The 18,463-nt window shown below is 61.3% G+C and carries 18 protein-coding genes; 7 read left to right on the top strand and 11 right to left on the bottom strand.

All coding sequences use genetic code 11. The annotated features are described in order from the left end of the window. Positions 1-2: 2 nt before the first annotated feature. Complete coding sequence (locus FFI16_RS23500) at positions 3-296, bottom strand: hypothetical protein (protein WP_138817028.1); 294 nt, start codon at positions 294-296, stop codon at positions 3-5. Between the two features lie 154 nt (positions 297-450). Between FFI16_RS23500 and FFI16_RS23495 the strand changes: the two genes are divergently transcribed. Genes FFI16_RS23495 through FFI16_RS23480 form a run of 4 tightly spaced genes read left to right on the top strand, consistent with a single transcriptional unit; the run spans position 451 to position 2,731 of the window. Further along, positions 451-759 (top strand): MazG-like family protein, encoded by a 309-nt coding sequence (locus FFI16_RS23495; protein WP_071486172.1) that lies wholly within the window; start codon positions 451-453, stop codon positions 757-759. Next, positions 752-1,501 (top strand): methyltransferase, encoded by a 750-nt coding sequence (locus FFI16_RS23490; protein ID WP_138817027.1) that lies wholly within the window; start codon positions 752-754, stop codon positions 1,499-1,501. The genes FFI16_RS23495 and FFI16_RS23490 overlap by 8 nt, the downstream gene beginning before the upstream one ends. Positions 1,502-1,525: 24 nt before the next feature. Further along, complete coding sequence (locus tag FFI16_RS23485) at positions 1,526-2,128, top strand: DUF4136 domain-containing protein (protein WP_138817026.1); 603 nt, start codon at positions 1,526-1,528, stop codon at positions 2,126-2,128. A gap of 45 nt (positions 2,129-2,173) precedes the next feature. Continuing rightward, entirely contained in the window at positions 2,174-2,731 is a 558-nt protein-coding gene (locus tag FFI16_RS23480; protein WP_138817025.1) for a DUF4136 domain-containing protein, read from the top strand. 1,007 nt (positions 2,732-3,738) lie between these two features. On the opposite strand, the gene FFI16_RS23470 is transcribed toward FFI16_RS23480, so the two are convergent. Beyond that, the gene (locus tag FFI16_RS23470; RefSeq protein WP_138815816.1) at positions 3,739-4,917 is read right to left on the bottom strand and encodes an integrase core domain-containing protein; all 1,179 of its coding nucleotides are present in this window, start codon (positions 4,915-4,917) and stop codon (positions 3,739-3,741) included. A gap of 353 nt (positions 4,918-5,270) precedes the next feature. On the opposite strand from FFI16_RS23470, the gene FFI16_RS23465 reads away from it, so the two are divergent. After that, the gene (locus FFI16_RS23465; RefSeq protein ID WP_138817023.1) at positions 5,271-7,247 is read left to right on the top strand and encodes a pilus assembly protein TadG-related protein; all 1,977 of its coding nucleotides are present in this window, start codon (positions 5,271-5,273) and stop codon (positions 7,245-7,247) included. On the opposite strand, the gene FFI16_RS23460 is transcribed toward FFI16_RS23465, so the two are convergent. Next, positions 7,244-9,973, bottom strand: a complete 2,730-nt coding sequence (locus FFI16_RS23460) for a PAS domain-containing sensor histidine kinase (protein WP_138817022.1) — start codon at positions 9,971-9,973, stop codon at positions 7,244-7,246. The two genes, FFI16_RS23465 and FFI16_RS23460, sit on opposite strands and share 4 nt — an antisense overlap. Further along, complete coding sequence (locus FFI16_RS23455) at positions 9,970-10,410, bottom strand: TadE/TadG family type IV pilus assembly protein (RefSeq protein ID WP_138817021.1); 441 nt, start codon at positions 10,408-10,410, stop codon at positions 9,970-9,972. The genes FFI16_RS23460 and FFI16_RS23455 overlap by 4 nt, the downstream gene beginning before the upstream one ends. A 72-nt stretch (positions 10,411-10,482) precedes the next feature. Here FFI16_RS23455 and FFI16_RS23450 point away from each other — a divergent pair, with 72 nt between their 5' ends. Further along, on the top strand, positions 10,483-10,965 hold the full coding sequence (locus tag FFI16_RS23450) for a prepilin peptidase (RefSeq protein ID WP_138817020.1): 483 nt from the start codon (positions 10,483-10,485) through the stop codon (positions 10,963-10,965). A 118-nt stretch (positions 10,966-11,083) separates the two neighbouring features. Further along, the gene (locus FFI16_RS23445; RefSeq protein ID WP_138817019.1) at positions 11,084-11,866 is read left to right on the top strand and encodes a response regulator transcription factor; all 783 of its coding nucleotides are present in this window, start codon (positions 11,084-11,086) and stop codon (positions 11,864-11,866) included. Positions 11,867-11,978: 112 nt separating this feature from the next. Here the strand turns inward: FFI16_RS23445 and FFI16_RS23440 are convergent, their stop codons facing one another. Genes FFI16_RS23440 through FFI16_RS23410 form a run of 7 tightly spaced genes read right to left on the bottom strand, consistent with a single transcriptional unit; the run spans position 11,979 to position 18,449 of the window. Further along, on the bottom strand, positions 11,979-12,248 hold the full coding sequence (locus FFI16_RS23440; protein WP_138817018.1) for a DUF3613 domain-containing protein: 270 nt from the start codon (positions 12,246-12,248) through the stop codon (positions 11,979-11,981). A gap of 2 nt (positions 12,249-12,250) precedes the next feature. Further along, positions 12,251-12,973 carry a tetratricopeptide repeat protein gene (locus tag FFI16_RS23435; RefSeq protein ID WP_138817017.1) on the bottom strand — a complete coding sequence of 241 codons (723 nt, stop codon included), beginning with the start codon at positions 12,971-12,973 and terminating at the stop codon, positions 12,251-12,253. Between the two features lie 10 nt (positions 12,974-12,983). Beyond that, a complete protein-coding gene (locus FFI16_RS23430; protein ID WP_138817016.1) occupies positions 12,984-13,877 on the bottom strand; it encodes a type II secretion system F family protein in 894 nt (297 codons plus the stop codon). Between the two features lies 1 nt (position 13,878). Continuing rightward, positions 13,879-14,760 (bottom strand): type II secretion system F family protein, encoded by an 882-nt coding sequence (locus FFI16_RS23425; protein ID WP_138817015.1) that lies wholly within the window; start codon positions 14,758-14,760, stop codon positions 13,879-13,881. A gap of 19 nt (positions 14,761-14,779) precedes the next feature. Further along, entirely contained in the window at positions 14,780-16,042 is a 1,263-nt protein-coding gene (locus tag FFI16_RS23420; protein ID WP_138817014.1) for a CpaF family protein, read from the bottom strand. Next, positions 16,039-17,232, bottom strand: coding sequence for a pilus assembly protein (locus FFI16_RS23415; protein ID WP_138817013.1), 1,194 nt, complete (start codon positions 17,230-17,232; stop codon positions 16,039-16,041). Before FFI16_RS23415 ends, FFI16_RS23420 begins: the two co-directional genes overlap by 4 nt. Next, positions 17,229-18,449 (bottom strand): type II and III secretion system protein family protein, encoded by a 1,221-nt coding sequence (locus FFI16_RS23410; RefSeq protein WP_138817012.1) that lies wholly within the window; start codon positions 18,447-18,449, stop codon positions 17,229-17,231. The genes FFI16_RS23415 and FFI16_RS23410 overlap by 4 nt, the downstream gene beginning before the upstream one ends. Positions 18,450-18,463: the final 14 nt, after the last annotated feature.

Genomic DNA, 18,463 nt, shown 5'->3' with positions numbered 1-18,463 from the left:
TATTAATGCACAACCCAACTGAGCAACCACAAGCCCAGCATCAGCCAGATAATGCCGGCGATGATCGAGGCGCGCATAAACGCACGCACCGCCGAGTACAGCAACATCAGGCCGATGATCAGGGCGGCGATGCTGATGATCGATGTGTCCATGCCCAATGTGCGTGACAGGCCTTCAATAAAGTTGCCGCCCGCGTGGGTCAGAGCGCCGAACAAGCCGCTGAGCCCGTCGACGATAAAGCGGATGACGGAGCCCAGTGCCTGGCCCAACCATTCGAAAAAACTTTCTACCTGCATGTGTGTGTCCTGAAGAGGAGGTGGGCGTCGCTGAGCCTTTGGTCGTTATTACACCCAGCGAGTTCCCTTTTAGCATAGAGGTTTACGCGTTACAGGGATTCACTTGCCTTCGCCCGGCATCCGCCCGAAGCTATACACCTTCAGGAGCCCCCGCATGAACCTCGAACACCTCACCGAACGCTTGCACCGTATTCGCGATACCAACGACTGGAAGCAGTTCCACAGCCCTAAAAACCTGGCCATGGCCGCCAGTGTGGAAATGTCCGAGCTGGTGGAAATCTTCCAGTGGCTGACCGAAGACCAGTCGCGCCAACTGCCGGCGGACAAACTCGCCCATGCCGGGCAGGAAGTCGGCGATATCGTGCTGTACCTGCTGTTGCTGTGCAGTGAGCTGGGCCTGGACATGAACGAAGTGGTACGCGCCAAACTGGCCGACAGCGAACGGCGGTTTGCCCATGAGTGACCGTCACTTCGACCAGTTGGCCACGCGCTTTGCCGAGAAGATCTACGGCGGCGCCAAAGGTGCGATTCGCCTGGCGGTGTTGCAGGCCGACCTGACTGAAGCCTTGCCCGAGCGCCCGCTGCGTGTGCTGGATATCGGCGCGGGCCTGGGGCATATGTCGTTGTGGCTGGCTGAGCGTGGCCATCAAGTGACCCTGGCCGAGCCTGCCGAGCCAATGCTTGAAGGCGCCCGTCAGCGCTTTGCCGACGCCGGGCAGGCCGCGACGTTTATCCATGCGCCCTGGCAGCAATTGCTCGGCCAACTCACCGAGCCCTACGACCTGGTGCTGTGCCACGCCGTGCTCGAATGGCTGGCCGAACCGCATGCCATCCTGCCGGTGCTGCACCAGCTCACGGTGCCCGGCGGCTGGTTGTCGCTGGCGTTCTACAACCGTGATGCACTGATTTACCGCAACCTGCTCAAAGGCCACTTCCGCAAAATGCGCAAGAACGACATGGCCGGCGAGAAGCAAAGTCTTACCCCGCAACAACCGCTTGACCCACGGGAGCTGGCGGCGCAACTCGAAGGGCTTTGGCAGGTCGAAAGCCAAAGCGGCGTGCGGGTGTTCCACGACTATATGCCGATGGAGTTCCAGGCCCGCGCCAATCTGCAGGACTTGTTGGAGATGGAACTCGCTCACCGTCGTCACCCAAGCTTTGCCGGACTTGGGCGTTATTTGCACTGGATCTGCCGTCCGGTTTAAGCGGCCCAGTCTGCGGAGGTCGAAATGCGTCGTCTCTGTTTGCTCCTGTTATCGATGGGCTTGGGCGCTTGCTCCACGCCCAACCCCTACGTGGCCGCCTCGGCCCCGATGCCGCCGGCGCCAGCCCAGGCGGCGAATACCTTTGATGCCAGCGCCTACCCGGCGCCGGTGCGCGACTATGGTGCCTACCGCAGTTGGGGCTGGCTCAACGGCCAACTGCCCGCGGGCACGGCCTGGGCGGATTCGGCGCAAATCGCCGAAGCGGTCAGCGGCGCCCTCGACCAGCGCGGCTTGCGCCCCTTGCATGACAACCGCGCTCCCGACCTGTTGGTGACCGCCGATGTGCGCCTGGAAAAACGCCTGCGCCAGGTGCAGGACGACTATGGCTACGGCTACGGCGGCTATAACCGCTATGGCAACGGCTACGGCATGTACAACACGGTGCCGGTGGTACGCACCTATGAAGTGACGGTTGCGGTAGCACGCGTCAGCCTGTTCGATGCCCGCACGCGCCAGCCGGTATGGAGCACCAGCGCCGAAACCACCAGCCAGGGCAGCCTGAGCGAACGCGCTGATGCATTGCGTGAAGCGATGCAAAAGGCAATGAGCGCTTATCCACCCAGTTAGCAGCTATTCTCATCTCAGGCTGATTCCATCTTTTGGAGAACACCCATGCTTCGTCGCCTTGCTGCACTAGCTGTAATGGTCTTGTTGAGTGGCTGCCAGACCAGCCAGGTCAACCACGACTTTGATGCCAGCCGCGATTTTGGCGCCTACCGCAACTGGGCCTGGAAAGACCCGGCCCTGCAATACCGCCCGGATGATCCACGGATCAAGAGCGATCTCACCGAGCAGCGCATCCGCCAGGCCGTGGGCGAGCAGCTCGACCAGCGCGGCCTGCGCCCCGCCGCCGCAGGCACCAGGGCCGACCTGAATGTGCAGGCCTACCTGATCGTCGAAGAGCGCCAGCAACAAGTCACCACCAATTACGGCGGCGCCTGGGGCGGCCCATGGAATGGCTACTGGGGCGCGCCGATGTACAACGAAACGCGCAACATCACCTACAAGGTCGCGACCATCCAGATCGACCTGCTCGACGGCAAGGACGGCAAACTGGTGTGGCGTGGCAGCGACGAGCAGATGATGGCCAGCACGCCGAACCCGCAGGATCGCAGCGATGCCATTCGCAGCACGGTGACCAGGATCCTCTCCAACTACCCGCCGCGCTAAAGACCACCGGCAAAGCCTGTGGTAGCTGGCTTGCCTGCGATAGCGATCTGTCAGTCACCGATGTATTGACTGATCTGTCGCCATCGCGGCATAGGTATCTACGCAAATATTGGCGTCTGTGGGTGGTTTATCGTGGCAGTGGGGGGGGTGTATCCGTTGCTGCGGTGATGGCTACTTAGGGTTCCGCCCTGACGGCGGGTCACTTTTGGCAAACGCCCCAAAAGTAACCAAAAGGTCTGTGCCCCACCACTCGGCACCTCGCTCTGGCTCGGTGTGCCCTCACTCCGGCTTGAATCCGTGGGCCGCCGCGATGGGCCATCCTTGGCCCAGCGCGGCTAACCCGGCGTCCTGCCGGGTTACCCACGGATTCAAGCCTGCGTTCGGCCATCGTGGTTAACGGGGCGCCTGAGATCAAAAGCAGATCAAGATCAAGATCTACAGCACGGCGGCCTGAAAGCCGACCTGAGTGGTTGAATCAAAAGCCAGGTCAAGTGCAAAGCCAAAGCCTATGTACCCGATGTGGCGCAGTCTAAATGTGGGAGCGGGCTTGCTCGCGAATGCGGTGTGTCAGTCGATTCATCTGTCACTGATACACCGCATTCGCGAGCAAGCCCGCTCCCACAGTTGACCGGATGCAGCTTTGAAAATGATGTCGGCTGCGGATTTGCATGCACTGAAGAGCTGCTTTTCTGTGGGATCTGCCTTTCTGTGGGAGCTGGCCTGCGATGCAGACACCTCGGTTTATCAGGCACACCGAGTTGCCTGCCATCGCAGGCAAGCCAGCTCCCACAGGTGACCGAGTTTGGCTCTGCTGTTGCTGTTGCTCCGGCCCTTACATCCTTTTCGATGACGAAGTCAGCGGTCTTTTGATCTGCGCTTTTGATCGTGATCTTGATCTGAGAGCGGCCCCCCAAATCACTGTCGGATTGCGGGCATGCCGAGCCATAGCGAGGCACCGAGTGTTGGGGCGTGTACGGGACAACCACATGGGTTACACAAAAGTGCATTCACATAGGTAACACTTTGAGTGAAATATAGCCGTCCTTGTCTGCTTTTCTTGCATCCACTTGACCGAGGATCACTGGGCCGAAAATAACAGCCCACACATCGTCGCTCAGCATCTCCATTCCAATAGTCTGGTATTTCAGTAAATGCCCCACATAAATCCGCAGACCTGACCGATAAATCATCCCGTTTGAGTCAGTCCGGTAACACTCAATATGACTTGCATAACCCATCTCCGGCAGTTTCTCAGGATAGGCTCGAGGTGAAGGTGAATAGCATGAAGCCGGTGTTTTCTGGCTCAGCGCTTCATGCCCTCGCTCGTAATTGTAGTGCTGTATGAAACGATCAAAGTGTTTCTGCTGAGACTCCCAAGCAACCGCAGGTGGATTGGGCAAAGTACTTTTCAGTGTTCGGTGCATACGCTCGTGCCGGCCATTTTGGTCTGGCCGACCGGGCTCGATACGCTCTGGAATGATCCCCAGCCGTAGCCACCAGATCGACAACTGTGACAGCCCTCCACGGCCTGTGCTGGCAAACGGCACTCCGTTGTCAGTACGGATCCGCTCAGGCAAACCATACTCGCGAAACACCCGTTCGAACGTCTCCTGGGTCTCCTTGAAATTGGTGCTGGGCATGCTCTGACAGGCAAGCAAGAAACGACTGGCATGGTCCATGATTGTTAGCGGATAACACCATACGCCCGCTCCTGTCAGGTACTGGCCTTTGTAGTCAGCACTGAAAAGCTGGTTAGGCACATCTGCCTTGCGTAACGGTTTTGGATAGACAGCAACTCTTGGCCGCAAGGGTCGAGGCGTGATCAGATCAGCTGCTTTGAGGATGTTATAAATAGTCGTTTTCGAGGGCGGATCCTGGCCCGGAAAGCGCTTTATCAGATCACTCTGGATTTTTTTCGGACCAGGGATTGTCTCGCCTATAGAACGAAGTTCGATAATCGCCTGCTTTACCGCCAAAGGCACCACATAAGTCTGGTGGTGCCGACGACGACTACGCTCATCAAGCCCACTGGGGCCTTCTGCTTTGTATCGCTCGACCCACTTGTAGCCGGTCTTTCGGCTGATTTCATAGTCTCGACATAGCTGGCTAAGGCTGTGTTTTCCAGTCAGATATTCAGCGACAAACATCACTTTGAGGTCCATAGGTTTCAGCTCTTTCCAGGGCATGGTCAGATCCTCACGAAATCGACCCTGCCAGTTAAAAACTGTTACCTATGTGCGTGAACTGATTTGTAACCCATGTGGGTGAGTCATACCGGCGAAGACCTTTTGGTTACTTTTGTGTCTTTACAAAAGTGACCCGCCGTCAGGGCGGAACCCTAAGCCGCCATCACCGCAGCAACGGATATGCCCCCGACCGCCCAGCCCCAAGACCGCTTCAACGTTAACGTTGTGTAGGTACCCATGCCATCGTGAGCAAGCCCCACATTTTTGATCTTCACCACCCTCAGCCCTTGTCTACACTCAATTGCATCCCAGGAGAGTAAGCGCTCGGCAACTCGCCGGCACAGGAGTGCTCGATGTCTCCCCGACTTGGTTCCAGGCAACGTGGTGCAATCGGCCTGATGGCCGCCGGCGTGTTGGCGGTGGTGCTGGCCTTTACATTGCTGATGATCGACAGCGGCCGCCTGTACCTGGAGAAGCGCAAGCTGCAAGGCGTGGCAGACACGGCGGCGCTGGAAGCGGTGAGCCGCAGCGGCACGTGCCTGAGCGGTTTGAGCGCGGCGGCGTTTGCCGGTCAGAGTGTGGCGCGCAATCATTTTGTGGTGGGCAGCGGCAATACCCTGGTGACCCAATGCGGCACTGTGACCACCGCCGCATCGGGCCGGCGTGTCTTCAGTGCCAACCCTGCCGTGTCATCGGCGATTCAAGTGGTGGTGAGCAAAACCGTGACCACCAGCGTGGCCGCCGGGGTTTGGGCGTTGTTCTCCGGCAACTCGCTGAGCCTCAATACCGTATTGACCGCAACCGCAGTGGCGGCGGTGCCGACGCCACCCTCGGCGCAGCTCACCATCAACAGCTCCCTGGCCAGCGTCAACTCGGCGAGTGCCAGCCTGTTGAACCCGCTGTTCAGTGGCTTGCTCGGCGGTAACGTCAACCTGACGGTCGCCGGTTGGAACGGCCTGCTCAATACCAATATCAACCTGCTCAGTTACCTCAACCAACTGGCGATCAACCTCAATGTGGCCGCCGGTAACTACACGCAACTGCTCAATACCAACGTCACCGCTGCGCAGTTGATCCAGGCTGCGGTCACCGTGCTGACCGCCAACGGTGCAACGGCGGATGTGATCACCGCCTTGGGCAGCTTGCAAATCGCCGCGATCAACCAGGCGCCGTTGACCGTCGGGCAGATCCTGCAATTGCAGACCGGCTCCACCGCTGCGGCGCTGAATGCCAACCTGCAGGTGTTTCAACTGATCCAGGGTGTGGTGCAACTGTCCAACAGCAAAAGCGCGGCGGCGGCGACCTTGCCCGTGAGTGTGCTGGGGTTGGCCAATATCACCACCCAGGTCAAAGTGATCGAGCCGCCGCAGTTGTCGGCCATCGGCAACCCGGTGCTGGCGGCGGCCAACCCTACAGGGCCGAATAAAATTTACGTGCGCACCGCCCAAGTGCGCACGCAAGTGACCGTGAGTTTGCCCGTGTTGAGTGCGTTGTCGGGGCTTAACACGGCGGTAAATGACCTGTTGGGGCCTTTGACACCGGTACTCGGCAGCCTGCTGAGCCTGAACCTGGTGAGCACGATCAACTCGGCCCTGTGTTTGCTGGGTGCCGGTTGCCAGCAGGCGGATTTGTTGGTGCTGCCGGGCAACCTGCCGATCAATATTGTGCTGGATGCCGGCGCCGCGAGCAGTTACGTCACCGCCTTCAGCTGCCCAACCGGCAACGCGGGCACCAAGAGCCTGACCGCCTACACCACCACGTCGCTGGCGTCGTTGAACGTGGGCAGTATCACCAATGCGTTTTCCAGCACCTTGCCGATGACGGTAGCGCCGTTGCCGCTGATCGATATTGGCACCAAGACCTGCCACAAGATTCTCGGCATCGGCAGCTGTAACCCGCGCGTGCCGTTTGCCGGCGGTGGCATCGCGATCAAGGTGGTGAGTCCGATTGCGCAGAGCAATCAAACCCTGGTGTTCTCGAGTACCACGCCGTTTGCCACGCCGCCGAACGTGGGCCTTGCGCCAACCTATCAGGCGGCGACACCGGCGACCAATGTGGTGAGTAGTCTTTCGACCACGCTTAATGGCGTGGGCATCACGGCGTATCAACCGTCCGGAGGAAACCCACTGGGCATTCTGGCGCCTACGGTCACAGCGTTGCTCAGTGGCGTCAGCGCCATCGTCACTCCCGTAGTGGATGGCCTGCTCGGCCCGCTGCTCAACCCGATCCTCAACAACCTGCTGAGCATGCTCGGCATCAGCCTGGTGAACGTGAACGTCGGCGCCAACCTCACCTGCGGCCAGACCGGCGAGGCCTACCTGGTGATTTAAGCGTCGATGGCCCTCGGCAGTTCCACGCAGAACCGTGCGCCGTGTTCGCCGTTGCTGACGCTCAGGCGCCCGCCCATGTTTTCGACGATGCCGTAACTCACCGACAAGCCTAAGCCGGTGCCCACGCCAATCGGCTTGGTGGTAAAAAACGGTTCGAAGATGCGCTCCAGCAAGCGCGGGTCGATGCCGCCGCCGTTGTCTTCGACCCAGATGCGCACGTGGCGGCTGTCGTGTTCGGTGTGCACGGCAATCCAGGGGCGCAGCTCAGGGTTCTTCTCGCGTTGGCTCAGCAGCGCATCGCGGGCGTTGACCATCAGGTTAATCAGCACTTGCTCCAGCTGGTCGACGTAGCCTTTGATCTGCACCGGGATATCCGCCTGGCTCAGGCGCACTTCAACGCCTTTGCCACGCAGGCCTTCACTGAGCAACGACAACGTGCCCTCCAACGCCTGCGCCGGGTCGAAAGGTTGCTGCTCGACCTCCGAGCGGCGGCCGAACACGCGCATATGGTCGACCACCCGCGCCGCACGCTGCACCTGGGCGTCGATGCGCTGGAGTTTTTCGGTCAGGTACTCGATCTGCACGTCGCCATTGCTCAGGCGCTTGAGCACATTGACGATGGCCATGCGCATCACATTCAGCGGCTGATTGATCTCATGGGCCAGGCCCGTAGCCATTTCACCGAGGGTGGCCATTTTTGCGCTTTGCGTGAGTTGCTGTTGGGAGCGCCGCACCTCGGTGTTGTCGCGGCCCACGGCCTGCACTTCGACCAGGGCGCCATGCTCATCGAAAACGCCTCGGTCCGACCACACCCACCAGGCGTGTTCGCGGCCGGGCAATTGCAGGCTGATTTCGGCCGTGCTCACCGGGAACTCCGGTGTCAGCTGGTGGATGCGCTGCACAAATGCTTCGCGCTGTTCGGTCGACAGCCATTCACCCAGGTTCATCCCGCGCAAGTGTGCGGGCAGGCACTCCAGGTAGTTGGCCAGCGGCGTATTGCCGAAGGTCAGGGTAAGGTCCGGGCGGTAGCGGCAGATCATCGCCGGGGAGTCTTCTACGAGGATGCGGTAGCGCTCCTCACTGTCCTTGATTTGCTGCGCGGCCAAGGTCGCCTCGGTCACATCCAGCCACAGGCCGACGGCTTCCACCGGCACGCCCAGGTCGTCGCGCAACAGCTTGGCTTCGTCGAGCAGCCAGTGGTAATCCCCGTATGTGTCTAGCACGCGATAACGGCTGCGCACGCTGCCTTCGCGCAGCAGCTGGCGGGTGCGCTGGAAGTACAGGTCGCGGTCGTCCGGGTGTACCCATTGCACCAGGCTGTCGTGGGTGCATTCGGCGAGGGTGCGACCGAGCAGGGGCAGCAGGCTGTGACTGAAAAACACCGGCTGCAGCGCGCCGTCCACATAGCGCTGCACATAGATCACCGCCGGTGAGCTGGCGATCAGGTTGTCCAGCCGGGCGCGGGCGGCGTCGGCTTGGAGTTGCTGGTTCTGGATGTCGCTGATGTCGAGCATAAAGCCGACCCAGCGCCGCTGTTCACCGGCGCCCAGCACTTGGCCCTGTACGCGATACCAAGTCGGCGTGGCGCCCTCGCCTCGGTTGAGGCGCACGCTGGCGAGCAAGGGTTTGCCGAGGGTTTGCAGGTCGCGCAGACGGCTGTGCAGCTCCTGGCGGTCGGCGGGGTGGATGAGGTTCAGCCACAAGTCGAGGGCTTGCCGGGTCGGGCTGTCCTGTGGGCCGAGGTTGCGCATCAATTGGGGCGCGAGCTGGATTTCGCCGCTGGTGGGCAACAACTCAAACCAGCCCGTGCCCAACAGGCCTTGCAACGCCTCCTGGCGTTCGAGTTGTTGATGGTGGCGGTGTTCGCGCAGGCGGCTGAGCAGCGGCGCGGCGAGGGCGGCGGCGAGGTTCAGCCAGTCGCGGTCGTTGCTGTGTGGCTGGCCGCTGTAGGCACCGCACAACAGCCATGCGGCGATGCCTTGGCCATCGCGATAGGGCACAAGGAAGCCATCGGCATTGCCGAAAATACTGTGCAGACGCGGGTGCTCGCCGCGCCCATAAGGTGCTTGCAGGCTCAGCGGCGTGGTGCCGTTGAGGCTGTCCAGGCAGGTCCCGAGGCGCTGACCAGTCTGCCAGAACAGCGGTGCATCATGGTTGGCGTACTGGCTGTAGATCATCCAGCCCTGGTCTTCCTGATCGAGCAGCGCCAGGGCCACGCAGGGGATACGCCAGCGCTGCGCCACGCTGCTTAACTGTTCGTTGAACACCTCGGGCAGGCGGCTGAGGCTGCACACGCGCAGTTGCTCACTGACGCGGCTGGTCAATTGGTGGTTCTGTTCGCGCTGCTCGGCCAATTGCCGGCCGCCGAGCAAGTCGCCGATGTCTACGGCATGCAGCAGCCAGCCATTGTCGTGGGGGTGGAGCGTGCCACGGGTGTGCAGGACTTGCCCGGCGAGCCCGTTAAAATCCAGGTCGAGGCTGTGACGCTGCCAGTCGGCGGGAACGCCCTCAACCGTTACCGCGCTATGGGCGCTCAGCAGTTCGTGCAAACGCGGTGAGTTAACCAGTGGCGGCAACTGTGGGCGCAGCGTGCCGCTGAGGTCGAGCACGTGGCCTTGGCTATCCAGCCGCACATGCAAGCCGGCCGACGGCGGCGCGTGCGTGTCGATTTCCAGTGCGCTATTGCGACCGAGCAGGCGCCCGAAAAGTCTGTCTCCCGAAGTCAAAACTGCAGGCTCGACTGGGCCTGCAGAGTCGTCGGCAGCTGCGGCACGGTGCCGATGCCGGGCAATACAATAAAGGGCAACACCGCCTGGAGGTTGGCCGACGGGTAATTGATCTGAACAGACAGCAGCCCGCCGGTGAAGGTGGTGGTGACTTGGCTGGTGGCATCGAATTTGTAGGCAGTGGGAATCCACCCCAAGCGGTTGGCCACCGCTGTTCTGGCGGTGCTCTGCACGGCACCCGCGTAGCCTTGCATATTAGGGTCCAGCCCTACGCTCAGGCGCACGGCTTCGGCGGTGGCCTGGTTGAACGACTGCAACAGCAGCAGCGGCAGGCTATAGCTGACCGTGCCGTAGAACACGGCAAAAAAAATCACGAACACGGCAATGAACTCGATGGCTGCCGCGCCTTTTTGCTTATCCGGGAGGCTTGTTTTCATCACCGCGTCTACCCTGACGGCTACTACTTGATATCAGCATAGAATCAATCGGCGAAAAGGGATGTTTTTTACGTGATCCATAGCGCAGTGGTGCTGTTGTGGTTGGGGCTGTGTGCCGTACAGGACGTTCGCCAGCGCTTGCTTGCCAATCGCCTGACGCTGGGCGCGGCGTTGTTGGCGTTGATCTACCTTGTGTGGACGGGCAACACCTGGCTCGGCGCTTCCGTCGGGCAGGGGCTGTGGGCGTTTTTTCTGGCGCTGCTGTTGACCTTGCCCGGTTATGCCCTGGGCCGCCTGGGCGCCGGTGATGTGAAGCTGCTCGCGGCCTTGGCGCTGGCCTCCAATGCCGACTACCTGCTGGGATCATTTGTGGGCGCCGCGATCGCCAATTTGCTGTGGCTGTTGGCAGCGCCAAAGCTTTGGCCGCTTATGAGTCAAGGGGTTAAAAACCATCTGGGTTACCTGGCACCGGATCCGTCAAGAAAACTACCGTTTGCACCGTTTTTACTGGTGGGTTTTGCCGTCACCTGGTTTTGGATCCATTTAACCGTTTGAGGGTATTAACGCTATGTACATAGTCGGAAAGTACGTCTACGTTTAATACGTGGCTGTACAGGAATATTCGTGGTGAAGGATTAGTCAAACTTTTGGCTTGCAATGCATGGAGTAGCGCGTGAACAAGCTTACCTCTGCTGTAAAAGTGCTCGTGGTCGACGATCAACGGCTGATCGTGGAAGAGCTCTGTGAATTTCTTGAAAGCAGCGGTTTCCGCTGTGTCCCGTGTGAATCCAGCCAGCAGGCGTTGAAGCGTTTTACCGAAGACGCCGACATTGGCCTGGTGCTGTGCGACCTGCATATGCCGGACATGGACGGCATCGAGTTGGTGCAGGCCCTGCAGAAGGTGGCAGGCAAGCAGCGCGCCTTTGAGGCGATCATGCTGACCGGCCGCGCGGATAAGCAGGATGTGATCAAGGCGCTGCGCGCGGGGATCGCGGATTACTATCAAAAGCCGATCAACCTCGATGAACTGCTCGAAGGCTTGCAGCGCCAGGAGGCGGCGCTGGAGGAGCGCAAGAAAGAGCTGCAACTGGGGCACTTGAACCAGAAGCTGCAATTTCTTTCCGAGTCCATCAACGACCTGTACCAGGACCTCGACAAAGCGCGCCGCAGCCCGCCAGGGCATGAGAGTGACGAAGTGTCAGCCGAAGAGGCCGGGCCGGTGGAGATTCCGGCGATCTTCAACCAGCTGTCGCCACGTCAGCTGGATGTGGCGCGGCTGGTGGGCAAGGGGCAGACCAACTATCAGATTGCCTGTGAGCTGGGCATTACCGAGAACACCGTGAAGCTGTATGTGTCCCAGGTGTTGCGCCTGACGCACATGCATAACCGCACGCAATTGGCGCTGGCGTTGTCGCCGAGTAATTCGGCGCTGCGCCAGCGAGTCACTGCCCACTGAGTGGGAGCGGGCTTGCTCGCGAAAGCGGTGGATCAGTCAATTTATCTGTCACTGACCCACCGCTTTCGCGAGCAAGCCCGCTCCCACATTTGACCGCGTGCGACTTGACCTATCAACTACCGCCCTGGGTTGTCCCGCCCGCCTTCTGATCGAAGTATTCCGGAATCGGGTGCTTGTAGCTTTCCAGCAAGCGTTGCGCCGCCAGGTCACGTTCGGCGGCGGAGGCTTTTTGCTGGGTGCTGGAGGCCGCTTTCCCGCTGGACTGCAAGGTCAGCCAGCTTTCGGTCACCGCTTGCTGCGGCGAAGACGGGCCGGGCTCGATGGCCATGACGCCCAGGGGCAATGCGAGTACGGCGAGGCTGGTGAGATAAGGCATTTTCATGATCAATTCCTCAGGGTGCTTGCGGCATCACTCGTGGTCGCCACCTGGTCTTTGACCTTGGCGACGGGCACGCTGGCGCCTTTGAGCTTCTCGGCGCGGGCCTGGGCCTCGGTCACCTGTTCAGGGCTCAGGTTCATTTGGCTGGCCACCTGCGCGGCCTGCTTCCAGTTGTCCTGATAGATCATCAGGGTCACCAGATTGATCGCCGCCAGCGGCTCGCTCTGCTTGAGCTCCATGGCGGTCATGAACTCGAAGCGTGCGTCTTCCAGGCGCAGCTGGTTGAGGTACACCACGCCCAGGTCGTTGCGGATTTTTTCATCCGTCGGCGCCAACCGGGCCGCACGTTGCAAGTGCGCCAGGGCCTGGCCGTTGTCGCCTTTGGCCGAGGCCAACTGGCCCAGGCCGTGTTCGCCTTCGGCCGCCATGCAGGTGCCGATCAGGCTTTGATAAAGCCCCTGCGCCTCGCTGCGCCCGAGCAGGCGATACGCCTTGGCCTGGCGCAGACGCACCTGGGGCAGGTTGGCCGGCAGGTTCTGCAGGTTGGCCAGGCTGGCGTGCAGCTTGCCGTCACCGGCCATTTCATCGGCCAGGTTCAGCGCCAGTTCCTGGTCCGACCCGGGTTTGGGGCAACTGCCGCCCGCCGTCAGGGCCGCCCATGGGGTTTGGCCGTTGGTGGCGCAACCCCCGAGCAGCAACAGGCTCAAACCGGCTATCAAGGCTTTCATCGGGCGGTCCTCATAAGTTACTCAAGGCCCGGGAGATGCCGATGAACGCCGGCCCCCCGAGCACGATCAACAGGGCGGGAAACAGGAACACCATCATCACCACCGACATCTTTGCCGACATCTTCGACACGAATTCCTGGATGCGAGTGAGGCGGCGGTCGTCGAGCAGTTGCTTGAGCGCCAGCAGCGATTTCATCGCACCGCCGCCTTGCTGGACCAGTTGCTGGAGGATGGTGCAGGTGTCGCTGAATTCATCTACGGCCAGCATCCGCGCGGTCTTGCCCAGCTCTTCGCTCAGCTCCAGGCCGGAGTCGACACGCGTCAGGATCAGGCGCAGTTCATAGGTAAGGTCCGGCAGCAGGCGCTGCGCTTCAATGCTCAGCACGCGCAGTGCTTGTTCAACCGCCATGCCGGACTCGAACAGGATGCGCAGCAGCGGAATGAAGGTCGAGACCTCCCGGGAGATACGCTGCTGGCGCGCCTTGGCGGCCCTGGCCAGGATGCGTTTAGGCAACAGGTAACCGATGCCCATGCCGATCAAGGGCGCCAGCCATGGCGAGGCAGTGTGGGGAAACAGCAACTGCTGGCCCACCAGCACCACGCCCAGCGCCACTAGCGGCGTGCCGACCTGCAGGGCCGCGAACATCGAGCGCTGGCTGGCCTGGCGCCAACCGACGCGGCTGAGCAACAGTTGGGTTTCGTTGTCCAGGCTGACCGAGCGTTGCGCGATAGGGCTGTTGCCCAATTGACGCATCAACGTGTTGAGCGTGCGTTCACGCCCCATCTGGCCCTGCAAGCGCTGGGCGACCAGGCGCTGGCCGCGCCGGTGTTTGAGCAGGTTGGCCAGCACCAGCGCCAGGGCGGCCAGGAGCATTACGGCGCTGATCAGCAGTGGGATAGCCATCTCATACGCTCCGCAGCATGCGCCACAAGGCGAAGCAACCCAGCAGCTGCATGCCCAGTGCCACGAACAACAGGATGCGCCCGGTGCCGTCGTTCCACATGGTCATCAGGTACGCCGGGTTCACCGCCAGGAAGTAGCCGATCATCGAGATGGGCAGGGCGCCGAGCACGTAGGCGGTCACCCGGGTTTCGCCGGTCAAGGCGCGCAATTGGCGCGCGGCCTGCTCGCGCTCGCGGATCATCTTGATCAGGTTTTCCAGCAGTTCGCTGGCGTTGCCGCCATAGCGATGGTTGATCTTCAAGCCCAGCGCAAACAGGCGAAACTCATCACGCTCGTAGAACTCGGCAAAGTCGTGGGTCGACTCCGGCAGGCTCACGCCCAACTGTACGTTGCGCTGAATACGGCCCATGGCCTGTTGCAACGGGTCTTCGCTGATCTCGATGCCGCCCAGCACCGAGTCCGCCAGGGTGCGCCCGGCCTTGAGGCTGCGCACGGTGTGGTCGAGCAATTGCGGCAGCTGTTCGATCATGCGCTTGATGCGCCGCTGGTAGCGCCAGGCGATGTACAGGCGCAGCAGCAGCGGCGGCAGCACCAGCATCACCAGCAGGCCGAGCCAGCCGGCCACCAGCAGCCCCAACGCCACGCCCAAGGCCCAGATCGCCAGCCACAGGCCCAGGCTGTCGGTGGGTTTGCCCAGGCCTGCGCGCAGGAACATCCGCTCCACGCCACTCCACTGGTTGGCTTCTTCGCTGAGCTGCGGCTGGCCCTCGGCGAGCCGGCTCAGCACCCGCTCGGTCTGGGCACGGCGCAGGCCGTTCTGAAAGGAGCGGATCGACAGGCCGATCAGGATCAGGCAGATGAGTAGCAAAATGGCCCCGGTCATGGTCATGTCCCTTTCAAGGCTAAGCCGGTTCGCGGCGCAGTTTATCGCCGGCCGGGTTGACCGCTTCGCGCAAGAAGCCGAAGCCGGTGCGCCGGTCATGACGGAACAGGGTATTGGTCACGTACACGTCTTCACGGACACCGACCACCTCGACCACTTCGCTGACGCAGCGACGCCCGTCCGGCAAGCGGGTCAACTGGATCACCACATCGAGCGCCGCGCAGATCATCTGTCGCAGGGTTTTCTCCGCCACCACACGGCCGGTCAAGCCCACCAGGGTTTCCAGGCGCAGCAGCGCATCGGCGGCGTTGTTGGCGTGTACGGTACTCATGGAACCGTCGTGGCCGGTGTTCATGGCGGTGAGTACATCAAGCACTTCCACGCCGCGGATCTCGCCAAGGATGATGCGGTCGGGGCGCATCCGCAGGGCGTTGCGGATCAGGTCGCTGGCCTTGACCTCGCCATGGCCCTCGGCATTCGGCGGGCGGGTTTCCAGGCGCACCACATGGGGGTGGCCCAGTTGCAGCTCAGCCACGTCTTCGATGGTGACCAGGCGCTCATGGGGGTTGATCAGTTGGCTGAGGATATTGAGCAGCGTGGTTTTACCGGTGCCGGTACCGCCACTGATCAGGATATTGCAGCGCTTGCCCACGGCTTCCTGGAAGAAATCGAAGATGTTCTGGTCGATGGTCTGCATCGCCACCAGGTCACTGCTTTTGAGCATGTCCTTGCGAAATTTTCGAATCGACAGGCACGGCCCGTCCAGCGCAATCGGCGGGATGATCGCGTTGACCCGGCTGCCATCCGGCAGGCGCGCATCGACCATCGGCGACGACTCATCCAGGCGCCGCCCCAGCGGTGCGAGGATGCGTTGCATCACGCGTTCGACGTGGTGCGAATCTATAAAGCGCAGATCGCTTTGGTGCAGCAAACCGTCACGTTCGATAAATACGCGGTGCGGGCCGTTGACCAGGATTTCGGTCACGGACGGGTCGCGCAGCAACACTTCCAGCGGGCCGAAACCGGTCAGTTCATCGACGATCTCTTCGGCCAGGCGCTCCATCTCATAACGGGAAATCGCCAAGTGCATGCGGTTGATATATTCGGCCACTTTGTCGATGACAAACTGCGCCAGCAGCGGGCGTGAACCCTCCAGCAGGTTTTTGCCTGACTCCTCGATGGCATCGATGATGTAGCGATGCAGCACCAGCTTGAGCCCGTCGTGGTCAGTGTTGCCGCCGATGCCCCGAGCGGGTGAGCCGAAGAGTTTTTCACCGTTCATTTGCCGGCTCTCAGCAAGCGTTCAAACCAGGTGTGCGAGGGTTTTTTCATGCCTTCGGAGCGTTTTGCCAGGCGCTCGCCCAGAGTTTTGAGGTTGTGGGTCAGGGTTTCTCGTGGGGCCAGGGCAAACAGGGTTTGCCCTTGGTTCTTGGCATTCAGGCGCACCTCCGGGCTCAGCGGTAGCACCGCGATCACCTCCAGCCCATAGCTTTTGCCCAGGGCATCGGCGTCGGGCGCACAGCCTTTGATGTAGCGGTCGACCAACAGCTTGGCGTGTTCCAGCTTCATGCCTTTTTCGCGCCACTGGTTCAGCACGCCAAGGTTGCGCCGGCAGTCCAGAACGCTCTGGTCAGTGCACCACAGCAGCTTGTCGCAGTGGCTGACAAAGGTGCGCAGCGCTTCGCTGTCCGGCTGGCCGGCGAGGTTCACTACGATGTGCTGGAAGTGCTGGCGCAAGGCACTGAGCAGCATGTACAGCTCGGCGGCGCTGGTCTGCTCCAGGGGCTCGTCATTGGGGGCGTAGGCGAGGATGCGCAGGCCGTCTTCGGCGGTGGTAAACGCGCTGTTGATCAAGGTGGTGTCCAGGCGCCTGAGGTGGCGCAAGGCATCGCCGAAATTGAACGAGCTTTCCAGCCCCAGCAGCGCCAGGCTGTCACCGCGTGGCAGGCCCAGGTCGAGCAACAGGGTTTGCTGGCCGCTCTTTTGCACCACCAGCGCCAAGTGGCTGGCCAACAGTGCGCCGTCGGCATTGCTTTGGGTGCCGTACAGCACGGTGAGGCCACCCAGTTGAGTGTTGGTGGTCACCGGCGGCAGGCGTTTGCTCAGGCGGCGTACCAGCCCGGCGACTTCGCTGGAACGTGAGCCGTAGGCGACAAAATCACGCGCACCGGCGCGCATGGCATTGAGCACTAGCTGGTTGTCCATGCCATCGCCGAGGGCGACGATAGCAAGCATCGGCTTGGCCTCCAGCGCGCCTTCGATCAGCGCGCTTTGGGCCACCACGTGTTCGCGGTCAAGGCCGACAAACACCAGGTTGGCGAAGGTCACGTCCACCAGCGCCAGCAGCTCGTCAAGGGTGCCGCTGCCGGCGCTGACCACTTGGCCAAGTGGCGCCAGTGCGCCCTGCAGCCATTCCAGGTCGGTGGTGTTGCGCGTGATTGCCAGAAACGTCTGGCTCAGGCTATCGCTCATTGAGACAACCCATTGAGTCGGTCGAAATTGCCGTTTTCCAGGAAGTACAGGCGGTACCAGTTCGGGTCGTAGTTGCGCAGCTTCTCGCCGGGCAAGGACGGTAGTTGGGCGTTGGCGGCCAGCGGCTGCACCAGGTGCGGGGTGACGATCATCAGCAGCTCTTTGTCCTGGCGGTTGACTGACGAATCGCGAAAGAACGCACCGAGAATCGGGATATCGCCCAGGCCTGGAAACTTGCTGATGTTGGTGGTGTTGGTGCTGCTGATCAGGCCGCTGATCACGAAACTTTCGCCGTCGGCCAGCGATACGCTGGTGTCGGTGCGGCGGATGGTCAGCGCCGGTACCTGAATGTTCTGGATCGTCACGGCGTTGGTGTAGTCCAGCTCGCTGACTTCCGGCGCCACTTTGAGAGAAATACGGTTACGGTCGATCACCGTCGGCGTAAGTGTCAGGCGAATGCCGAATTCCTTGTACTCGATCGAGATGTTGTTGCTGGCGCTGCTGGGCACCGGGATCGGCACTTCGCCGCCGGCCAGGAACGTCGCGCTTTGCCCGCTCATAGCCACCAGGCTTGGGCGTGCCAGGGTGTAGGCAAATCCGCTGCTTTCCAGTGCGTTGATCATGGCGGAGACACGCCCGCCACCAAAGCCGATATTGAAGTTACTGTCACTCACCGGCAGTCGAAAGGTGCCGGCTGTCGGGGATACCAGTTTAGGGCTGCCCAGGAAAAAGTTGCTGCCGATGCCGAGGATCTTGGTGCTGGCTTCCTTGAGTTTGGAGCGGCTGACTTCGACGAAACGGATGTCGGTCTGCACCTGGCTGGGCAGCGTCGGGTCTTCGGACGGCGACAGTGACAGGCTGGTCAATGCCGAGGTGGCCTTGCCTTTGACGAACACCATGCTTTGGCGCGGCGTGGTCGAACAGGCGGTCCAGACCATCAGGCTGGTGGTACCGGAGGCGACGCCGGTGAGCAGGAAACCGCGATCACCGTTGAGGTGTACGTCAGCAATTTTTGGGTCGCCAATCGCCAGGCGTGTGATGGCCACGGGAGATTGCAGTTCCTGTTGCAAGCCTTCGCCCACCGACAGTGCTGCGGGTAATTGGCCCAGGCTGCCGCAGTTGCCCGGGGCGGCTGCAACGAGCCCCACAGACAAGTTCGACAGCATCAGGGCACAGGCGATTTTCAGCGTGAACACCGGTGCGAAACGTCGGTTCATGCACAGCATCCTTG

Origin of the sequence: Pseudomonas sp. KBS0710 (genome assembly GCF_005938045.2) — a bacterium.
GTDB lineage: Bacteria > Pseudomonadota > Gammaproteobacteria > Pseudomonadales > Pseudomonadaceae > Aquipseudomonas.
This window is presented reverse-complemented; position numbering and strand designations above follow the sequence as displayed.